Raw genomic sequence first — 9066 nt, 5'->3', positions numbered from 1 at the left:
GACTCGGGGACGCGGCCGAACAGCTTCGTGCTGAACCGCTTGACGAGGGCGCCGTAGGGGCCGGTGATCTCCTTGGCGGGGATCCTGGTGGTCATCGTGTCCTCCTGTGGGTGGTGGGAACTCGTCCGTCGACAGGTGGACACCCGGCGGCGCAGATGTGTGACATCGGCCTGCGCGACGCGTCGTCGGCACCACCGCCTACGCTCGGGGGATGGCCCTACACATCGGTGCGCACGTCGACCAGGAGGATCCGATCGCCGAGGCGAAGGCGCGGGGAGCCTCGCTCTCGCAGCTGTTCCTCGGCGACCCGCAGAGCTACAAGGGCCCAGTCGTCCGGTACGCCGGCGGCGCCGAGGCGCTCAAGGCGGACGCCGCGGCCGCGGGCATCGACCTCTGGGTGCACGCGCCGTACCCGATCAACGTCGCGAGCCTCAACAACCGCATCCGCATCCCCGGCCGCAAGCTGCTCCAGCAGCACCTCACGGCGGCCGCCGAGATCGGCGCCAAGGGCGTCATCGTGCACGGCGGGCACCTCGGCGCCGACGAGGACGCCGCGAAGGGCTTCGACAACTGGCGCAAGTGCATCGACGGCCTCGACCTGCCGGTGCCGCTGCTCATCGAGAACACCGCGGGCGGCGACAACGCGATGGCGCGTCGGCTCGAGGCCATCGCCCGCCTCTGGGACGCCGTCGGGCAGGCCTCCGGCAGCGAGAACGTCGGCTTCTGCCTCGACACCTGCCACGCGCACGCCGGTGGCAACGACCTCGGCAGCGTCGTCGACCAGGTCCGCGCCATCACCGGCCGCATCGACCTCGTCCACGCCAACGACTCCCGCGACGAGTTCGACTCCGGGGCCGACCGGCACACGAACTTCGGCTCGGGCCACATCGACGGCGACGCGCTCGCCGACGTCGTCCGCGCCGCCGGCGCACCGGTCGTCTGCGAGACCCCGGGCGGTGTCGCGGGGCAGGCCGCCGACATCGCGTGGCTGCAAGACCGGGTCGGGTGACCGTTTCCTGACCCGAACCTGACCCGCGGGGGACCCGTCTGCCCGTACCGTGCTGGCTAGGACCGTCCTCGGGGGATCGTCCGGCGGCCGACCCGTCCCAGGAGGCTCCATGCGCAGGATCAGCTCACTCGTGGCCGGTGCCCTCGGCGCCGGCGCCCTCGTCCTCTCGCTCACGGCGGCCCCGGGGGCCACCGCCTCCGGCACCGGGCACGCCCCGACGCGGGGCACCCCGACGCCGCACCCGGCGGCGACGACGCCGGCCGAGCAGCAGCGGGTCCTCGCCTACTGGACGACCGCCCGGATGAAGAGCGCCATCCCCCGCGAGAACACGTACGTCGCGGCGAAGGGCAAGCCCGGCGGCGGCACGAGCGGCGCGCAGGCGGTGCAGGTGCCGGCCTCGCCGCTGTTCGGCAAGGTCTTCTTCACCGAGAAGGGCCTCAACTACGTCTGCTCCGGCACGGTGACCCAGAGCTCGAGCGGCTCGCTCGTCACGACCGCCGGCCACTGCGTCAACGAGGGCCCGGGCGCCTACGTCACCAACTTCGCCTTCGTGCCCCAGTACGAGAACGGCGTCCGTCCCTACGGGACGTTCACCGCGGCATCGCTGCTGACGACCGACGCCTGGCGCACCAGCGGTGACTTCAACCACGACATCGGCTTCGCCGTCATGAACCCGCTCGGCGGCAAGACCCTCTCGGCGACCGTCGGCGGCTCGTACCCGATCGCCTTCAACCTCGGCTACGGCCGCACCTACGACGCGTACGGCTACCCGCAGGCCAGCCCCTACGACGGCCAGACGCTGTGGCGGTGCAGCGGCCCGACGACGATGGACACCCGCGGCTCCACCGACAACCGGCTGCCGTGCAGCATGACCGGCGGTTCGTCCGGCGGCGGCTGGATCACCGGTGGGCAGCTCAACTCGCTCAACTCGTTCGGCTACCGCGGCGAGAAGGACGTCATGTACGGGCCCTACTTCGGCACCGTCGAGCAGAGCCTCTACACGCAGGTCGACTGAGGGGCGGGGCGGCCCCGCCTGACGCGCCGCACCGGTCGCGTCAGGCGTGGTCGCCCGCTCACACCCGGACGGCTGCGAGACTCCTGGCGTGGCATCCCCCGACCGACCTGCCGACCCACCTCCCGACGGTGAGTCGCTCGTCGCCCTCCGCGGCGCCGACGTCCTCGTGCGCACGTGGTCCCGACGGAGCTCCGCGGCGGCCCCGGCGGCGGCCCCGACGGCGGCCCCGGCGGCGGCCCCACCCGTGCTGCTGCTCCACGCCACAGGTGAGTCCTCGCTCGACTGGGCCCGCGTGGCCGCCGACCTGCGGACCGACCGGTCCGTCGTCGCGCCGGACGCCCGCGGCCACGGCGGCAGCAGCCGTCCGGGCTCCTACCGCCTCGAGGAGATGGCCGCCGACGCGGTCGCCGTCGCCGGCACCGTCCCGGCCCTCGCCGATGCCGACGCCTACGACGTCGTCGGGCACTCCATGGGCGGCCTCGTCGCGCTCCTCGTCGCGGCTACCGAACCCCGACGCGTCCGTCGGCTCGTCCTCGAGGACGTCCCCCTGCCGTACCCGCGCACCCCGAACCCGCCGGCCCGGCCGGACACGGACCCCGGGTTCGACTGGCAGATGGTCCTGCAGGTGCGGGCGCAGATCGACGACCCCGACCCGGGGTGGGCCGACGTGGCGCGCTCGGTCCGCTGCCCCGCGCTCGTCGTGTGGGGCGGGCCGTCGAGCCCGATGCCGGCCGAGCACGTCGCCGAGCTGGCCCGGACCCTGCCCGCCGGGCGTCTGGTGCGCGTGGACGGCGGCCACCTCGTCCACGCCACCGACCCCGACGGCTTCCTCGCCGCCGTGGGACCGTTCCTCGCCGCGGACTGACCCCGCTCGGCACGGGCGGCCGGCCCGCCGACGGCTCGTGCCGTCGACGGGCCGGTCGGTCCGACGTGCTGGGCCGGTCGCGTCAGCGCACCGTGACCGTCAGCGTCCCCAGGACGTCGGAGCGGGAGTCGGACACGAGCACCCGCACCCGGTAGGTGCCGGCCGTGGCCCACGTGTGCTTCCCGCTGATCGTGGCCACGCCGTCGGCACCCGGTGCCGAGACCGTGGCGTCCTCCGTGACGGTCCCGTCGCCCCACTGGACGCGGACCGTGTACCGGCCGTCCGGCACACCGCCGCCCACCGAGCCGAGCGCGACGTCGGTGGCCGCACCCGCCGAGGCCGACACGTCGGCACCCGGCTTCACCTGCATCGCCGAACCGTTGTCCGCCACGGCGAACACGTGGATCCGGCCGGCCGTGGCCGGGTCACCGGTCTGCGTCGGCAGCGTGACGGACCGGACCGTCTTGCCCGACGGGATGTCGAGCGGGGCGGTCGCGAACAGCGTGGCGTGGCAGCTGTCCGTGCTCGTGCCGTTGAGGCGGTAGGCCATCTGGATCGCGACGACGTTGCCGAACCGGGGCGAGCCGCACCAGTCGCCGTACTGCACCGGGTAGCTCGTGGTCGAGCCGTCGGTGAAGCGCACCGTCGCGGTGGTGTTCTGGTCCCTCTGCGTCGCGGTGCCGATGAGGGACAGCTTCGTCGCACCCGGCGCGAGCGAGACCTCGAGGGTCTGCCCGGCGCCCGTCGCGTTGTCCTTCTGGCCCACTGGGATGCCCGGCATCGAGAACCTCAGGTCCGTCCCCGGGACGGTGAGCAGCGTGCCGGGCACACCGCCCGCCGCCGCGAGCGCCTCACGGGACAGGCCCGCCCGGTCGCCGTCGCACGGGACGGAGTCGCCGACGTTGCCGAAGCAGACCGAGTCGAACCCGGCCGCGTACGAGGGCACCGACGCCGTGTGGACCGTGGCGCCGCCGAGGGCGGAGCCGCTGTCGTTCGCCGTCGTCACCGTGACCTTCGGCTGGTAGTAGCCCGGCTCGGCCCACGTGTGGCTGCCGCGGACCGTGAAGGACCCGAGGTCGCCGGCCGTGATGGTGCCGTCCGAGCTCGAGCCGTCACCCCAGGCGATGGTCGCCGTGGCGGTGGCCGACGGGTCCTGGCCCTGGCCGACGCCACCGGAGAAGGTGCCGACGGTGCCGGTCCACGCGGTGTCCTCGGACGTCTCGAACGCCGGACCGGCGGTGACCTTGATGCCGGTGTTCTCCGCCTTCGAGCCGTCGGTGAGGAGCTCGACCTCCGAGAGGTTCGGCGCCGCCGCCCCCTTCGTCGCCGTGACGACGAGACGGTAGGAGGTGTAGGTGCCGGTGTCGGCCAGCCGGAACGGACGCGTCTGCACCCGCCACGGGAAGGACTGGTCGGTGCGCGTGTCGAGCGTGCGCCACGTCGTGCCGCCGTCCTTGGACCCCTCGACGCGCCACGCGGACGGGTCGCCCGCGGCCGGGCCGGAGGTGATCGTGTACCACGTGGCCCGCTGCCCGACGCCCGACAGGTCGAACGTGACGGTCGGCGTGGCCGAGGCGAACGCGGCAGAGGTGCGCGACGTGTCGTCGAAGAGCTTCGCGGCGTCGGCACCGTCCGCGAGCCCGGTTGCCGACGCGGTGCCACGGCCCGGACCGGTCATGTCGCGCAGTGGCTTCGGGGCCTCGGTGCCCGTCGTCAGCGACGGCGGGGCGTCCTGGGCCCGGGCGCCGAAGTCCGACGGCGCGGACCCCATCGCGAAGTCGAGCCGCGTCGGACCGGCCAGCTGCGACTGGTCGACCGAGACCGACTTCTGCTTCTGGCCGTCGACGGTCAGGCCCTGGACGTAGAGGTTCTTCTCCGAGTTGCCCGGTGCGTTGACGACGAGGTCGCCCTGCGTGCGGTGCACCGTGACCTGCGAGAACTTCGGCGAGCCGACGGCCCACTGGGACGAGCCGACCTGCAGGGGGTAGAGGCCGAGCGAGGACAGGACGTACCACGCCGACATCTCGCCGTTGTCCTCGTCGCCGGGGTAGCCCTGGCCGGTGTCGGTGCCGACGTAGAGACGGCGCAGGATCTCGCGGACCTTCTCGGCCGTCTTGTACTGCTGGCCGGTCCAGTCGTACATGTACGCGATGTGGTGCGAGACCTGGTTGGACTGGCCGAGCTGGCCCATCCGGACGTCCCGTGCCTCGAGCATCTCGTGGATCGTGCCGCCGTACCCGCCGGGCTTCGTCGCGGTCTCCGGCGTCGCGAAGAACGTGTCGAGCTTCTTCGCGAGGGCGTCGCGACCGCCGTAGAGGTTCGCCAGACCGTTGCCGTCCTGCGGCGCGTGGAAGGCGAAGTTCCAGCCGTTCGTCTCCGTGTAGTCGCCGCCCCACGCCTCGGGGTCGAAGGTCGCCGGGAAGCTGCCGTCGGGCCCCCGGCCCTGGAAGAACCCGACCTTCGGGTTGAAGGTGTTGACGTAGTGCGTGGCCCGCTCGAGGAAGTACTGCGACTCCTCCTTCAGCTGCGCACGGCGGTCGGCCGGGGTGGCCGGGTCCGTGGCCAGCTTGGCCGCCATGTTGCCGATGCCGAAGTCGTTGACGAGCCCCTCGAGACCCCACGAGACCGACTCGCCGGTGCTCGTGCTCGTGTAGCCGAGGAAGATCGAGGTGTCGAGGCCCTTGCGGCCCACGGCACTCGAGGTCGGCAGGACGGTCGCGTTCTTCAGCGCGGCGTCGTAGGTGCCGAGCGGGTCGGGCAGCTTGACGCCCTTGACGTACGCGTCGGCGAAGGCGACGTCCGAGCTGGTGCCGGTCATGAGGTCCGCGTAGCCCGGCGAGCTCCACCGGGCGACCCAGCCGCCGTCGCGGTACTGCTGGACGAAGCCGTCGGCGATCTCGGCCGCCACCTCCGGGTAGAGGAGGCTGTAGGCCGGCCACACGGTCCGGTAGGTGTCCCAGAAGCCGTTGTTGACGTAGACCCTGCCGTCCTTGACGGCGGCGTTGGTCGTCGTCGCGGTTGCCGAACCGGACTTGGCTGCAACGGGGCTCGCGTACTGGTACCGGGGTGCCGTTGCAGTGCCGGTGTTCTCGAACTGGCTGTTCGGGTAGAGGTTGAGCCGGTAGAGGTTCGAGTACAGCGTCGTGCGTTGCGTGTCGGCGTCCGTGTCGGCGTTGGTCTCGACGCCCACGACGCCGAGCCGGTCGTTCCACGCCGTGTTCGCGGCCGCGTGGACGGCGTCGAAGTCGCGGGCGGCCAGCTCGAGCGCGTGGTTGCGCCTCGCCTGGTCGAGCGAGATGAACGACGTGGCCAGCTTGAGAACGACGGTCTTGTCCGTGCTCGTGTCGAACGAGGCGTAGCGCGTGCCGGCGTGCCCGTTCGGGGCGGTGCCCGCGGCGGTCGCGGGCCGGTCGAAGGTGCCGTAGACGAACATCCGGCTGCGGCCGGCGGACAGGCCGCTGCCGTTGTCGACCCAGCCGGTCACCATGCCGGCCGCGGCGTCGACGGTGAACGTGCCGTTGTCGTCGACGGTGTCGAGGACGAGGCTGCCCTTGGCCGTGCCGGACGGGAAGGTGAACCGGTAGACGCCGCCGTGGTCGGCCGGCGTCATCTCCGACACGAGGCCGCCCTGGAGCACGGCCCTGTAGTAGTCCGGCCGGGCCACCTCGGTCCGGTGGTCGAAGGTGAGGGAGCGACCGGACGCGCTGCCCGTCGGGATACCGGTCGTCGCCGACGGCATGACCGACAGCTGGTTGCGGTCACCCATCCACGGGCTGGGCTCGTGCGAGATCGCCAGGCCCTGCATCACCGGCAGGTTCGAGGCGTTGTTGGCCGACTGGTAGTAGTACTCCCACGACTGCGAGTTCGCGTTGGTCACGGGGGTGAAGAACGTGAACCCGTTGGGCAGCGCGCTGATCGGCAGGTTGTTGCCGCGCGAGAAGCTGCCCGATGCGTTGGTGCCCCGACGCGTGTCGACGAAGTTCGTCAGGTCGGACGCGTCGACCGCGGCCGGGTGGGCCGCGACGTCGAGGTCGTCGATCCAGCCGCCGAAGCGGGTGTCCTTCTTCGCCGTGTCGTTGTCGTAGCCGACGAGGATGCGGTCGATGGTCTTGCCGGCGGCGACCCTGCCGACGTCGACCGACACCGAGTTCCACTGGTTGGCGTAGAGGATCTTGCCCCTGCCCTGGCCGTTCGGGCTCGCCGCGACACCGTTGGCGTCGGTGGCCTCCAGGTCGGACAGGTACGTCCCGTCGGTGAAGCGCAGGTCGAGCGCGCTGTACGTCGACGGGTAGCTGAGGTCGCCCGCGACCATGTCGGGGAAGACCTTGTAGGACAGGCGAGTTGCAGGGTTGACGGGAAGGTCGACGTCGAACAGGCGGTTCCAGGCGTAGCCGCGGCCGTCGGCGGTGTGGCCACCGGAGTAGCGCAGCGCCCTGACGCCGGTCCAGCCGACGAGGGGCTTGATGTTGAAGCCGGAGATCGGCCCCGAGCCGACCTTCGTCACCATCGGCGTCGCCGGACCCGTGCCGGTCGAACCGTCGGAGATGTCCCAGTCGGCCAGCTGCACGATGCCGCCCGAGTGCACGGCGGTCACGTCGAGCCGGTAGTACGCGTAGCTGCGCGGGGTCGCCACCGAGAAGGTCTGCGTCGCGAACCGGCCCGAGAAGTCGATGCCGGTGCGCCGGTCGAGGTCGGTCCACGTCGTGCCGTCGGCCGAGCCCTGGAGCGTGAAGTCCTTCGGGTCGCGCTCGGGCGCGTCGTTGGCCGACGTCAGCGAGTAGCGGACCACCGTGGCCGGCGACGCGAGCTGGTAGCGGACCCAGCCGCTCGGGGCGAAGGCCAGCCACTTCGTGTCGGGGTTGGCGTCGGCGAGGTTCGCCGCCACCTCACCCGGCGAGTTCTCGGCACTGGCCGTGACGGCCGTGACCTGCCCGAGCAGGCTGCCGTCGACGCTGACCGTGCCGGTGACGTTCTTCTGCCGGGGCCCGTCGGGACCCACCTCGACCGTCGAGAACGCCGGCTGGGGGTCGCCGGCCTCGAAGGAGGTCGTGAAGCTGCCTGTGGTGTCGGCGGGGGCCGCCGCTGCGCGGGGCGGTCCGGCGACGGCCCCCATCGTCGAGGTGACCAGGAGCGCCATGGCGACGGCGCCTCTCTGGATCCCAGGTGTCAAACCCATCGGTTCCTCCGTGCTCGTCCTTGAGCTGAGCGGTGCAAGACCCCGCGAGACTTGCCCCGAGGGACGAGTGTCGTCAACGGTGCAGACCGTTCTTGTCCGGCCGGGACAGCCAATCGGACAGGAACCGCCCGACCGCCCCCTCTTTCGGCCCCATCCCGTTGCCCGGGCTCCGCTGCATCTGCTCAGATGGCGGCATGACAGCGTTGTCTGACCACCGGACAGTCACCCGCCCCACCATGGCGGACGTGGCGGCCGAGGCGCATGTCTCGGTCAAGACGGTGTCACGCGTCGTCAACCACGAGCCCGGGGTGCGGCCGGACACCGCCGAGCGCGTCCGCGCCGTCATCGAACGGCTCGGCTTCCGACGCCACGACGGCGCGCGTCTCATCCGTCAGGGGCGCACCTTCACCATCGGGCTCGTCGTCGAGGACCTCGCCAACCCGTTCTACTCGCTGGTCGGGGCCGCCGTGGAGCGTGAGGCGCGGATCCGCCAGCACCAGCTCATCACCGCCTCGGCCGAGGGCTCGCCGAGCCGCGAGCGCGCCGCCCTGGAGGCCCTCATCGCCCGACGCGTCGACGGCATCGTCGTCGTGCCGGCGAGCGAGGCGGCCTCGGCCGACCCCGAGATCGACGCGAGCGGCACCCCCATCGTCTACATGGACCGCCCCGTCCGCGGCACCCCGCGCGACACCGTCCTCAGCGACAACCAGGGCGGCGTCCGCAGCGCCATCGAGCACCTCGTCGCCCACGGGCACCGGCACATCGCCTTCCTCGGCGACGACCCGGGCTTCTGGACCGCCCGCCAGCGTCGCGAGTCCTTCGTCGCCACGCAGGAGGCGCTCGGCCTGCCCGGTCCCGCGCGCGTCGTCATGGGCCCCCACTCGGTGGCGTCCGTCCGCGATGTCCTGACGCGGTGGAGTGCGGGCCCGGAGCCGATCACCGCGCTCATCACCGGCAACAACCGCATCACCCTCGCGGCACTCTTCGCGGTCCGGGACCTG

At 72.2% G+C, this 9066-nt stretch carries 5 protein-coding genes; 4 read left to right on the top strand and 1 reads right to left on the bottom strand.

Features of this window, described 5'->3' with window-relative positions:
• Window positions 1-211 precede the first annotated feature (211 nt).
• From ACPYOM_RS18830 to ACPYOM_RS18820, 3 genes are all read left to right on the top strand, one after another.
• On the top strand, window positions 212-1009 hold the full coding sequence (locus ACPYOM_RS18830; protein WP_481347127.1) for a deoxyribonuclease IV: 798 nt from the start codon (window positions 212-214) through the stop codon (window positions 1007-1009).
• Between the two features lie 109 nt (window positions 1010-1118).
• Window positions 1119-2024, top strand: a complete 906-nt coding sequence (locus ACPYOM_RS18825) for a trypsin-like serine peptidase (protein ID WP_481347126.1) — start codon at window positions 1119-1121, stop codon at window positions 2022-2024.
• Window positions 2025-2112: 88 nt separating this feature from the next.
• The gene (locus tag ACPYOM_RS18820) at window positions 2113-2889 is read left to right on the top strand and encodes an alpha/beta fold hydrolase (protein WP_481347125.1); all 777 of its coding nucleotides are present in this window, start codon (window positions 2113-2115) and stop codon (window positions 2887-2889) included.
• 82 nt (window positions 2890-2971) lie between these two features.
• Here ACPYOM_RS18820 and ACPYOM_RS18815 read toward each other — a convergent pair whose 3' ends face one another.
• Window positions 2972-8026 (bottom strand): GH92 family glycosyl hydrolase, encoded by a 5055-nt coding sequence (locus ACPYOM_RS18815; protein WP_481347124.1) that lies wholly within the window; start codon window positions 8024-8026, stop codon window positions 2972-2974.
• A gap of 275 nt (window positions 8027-8301) precedes the next feature.
• On the opposite strand from ACPYOM_RS18815, the gene ACPYOM_RS18810 reads away from it, so the two are divergent.
• Window positions 8302-9066: LacI family DNA-binding transcriptional regulator (locus tag ACPYOM_RS18810; RefSeq protein WP_481347123.1), on the top strand; the 765-nt coding region annotated here is incomplete at its 3' end.

Source organism: Monashia sp. HAY1-2A, from assembly GCF_056755315.1.
Note: the sequence above shows the minus strand (reverse complement) of the source record. Positions and strands in the feature narration are given on the sequence as shown.

Bases quoted from the DNA above. Each gene is read 5' to 3' on its own strand.
- ACPYOM_RS18815 (WP_481347124.1), bottom strand. From the start codon at position 8,026: ATGGCGCTCCTGGTCACCTCGACGATGGGGGCCGTCGCCGGACCGCCC.
- ACPYOM_RS18830 (WP_481347127.1), top strand. From the start codon at position 212: ATGGCCCTACACATCGGTGCGCACGTCGACCAGGAGGATCCGATCGCC.
- ACPYOM_RS18825 (WP_481347126.1), top strand. From the start codon at position 1,119: ATGCGCAGGATCAGCTCACTCGTGGCCGGTGCCCTCGGCGCCGGCGCC.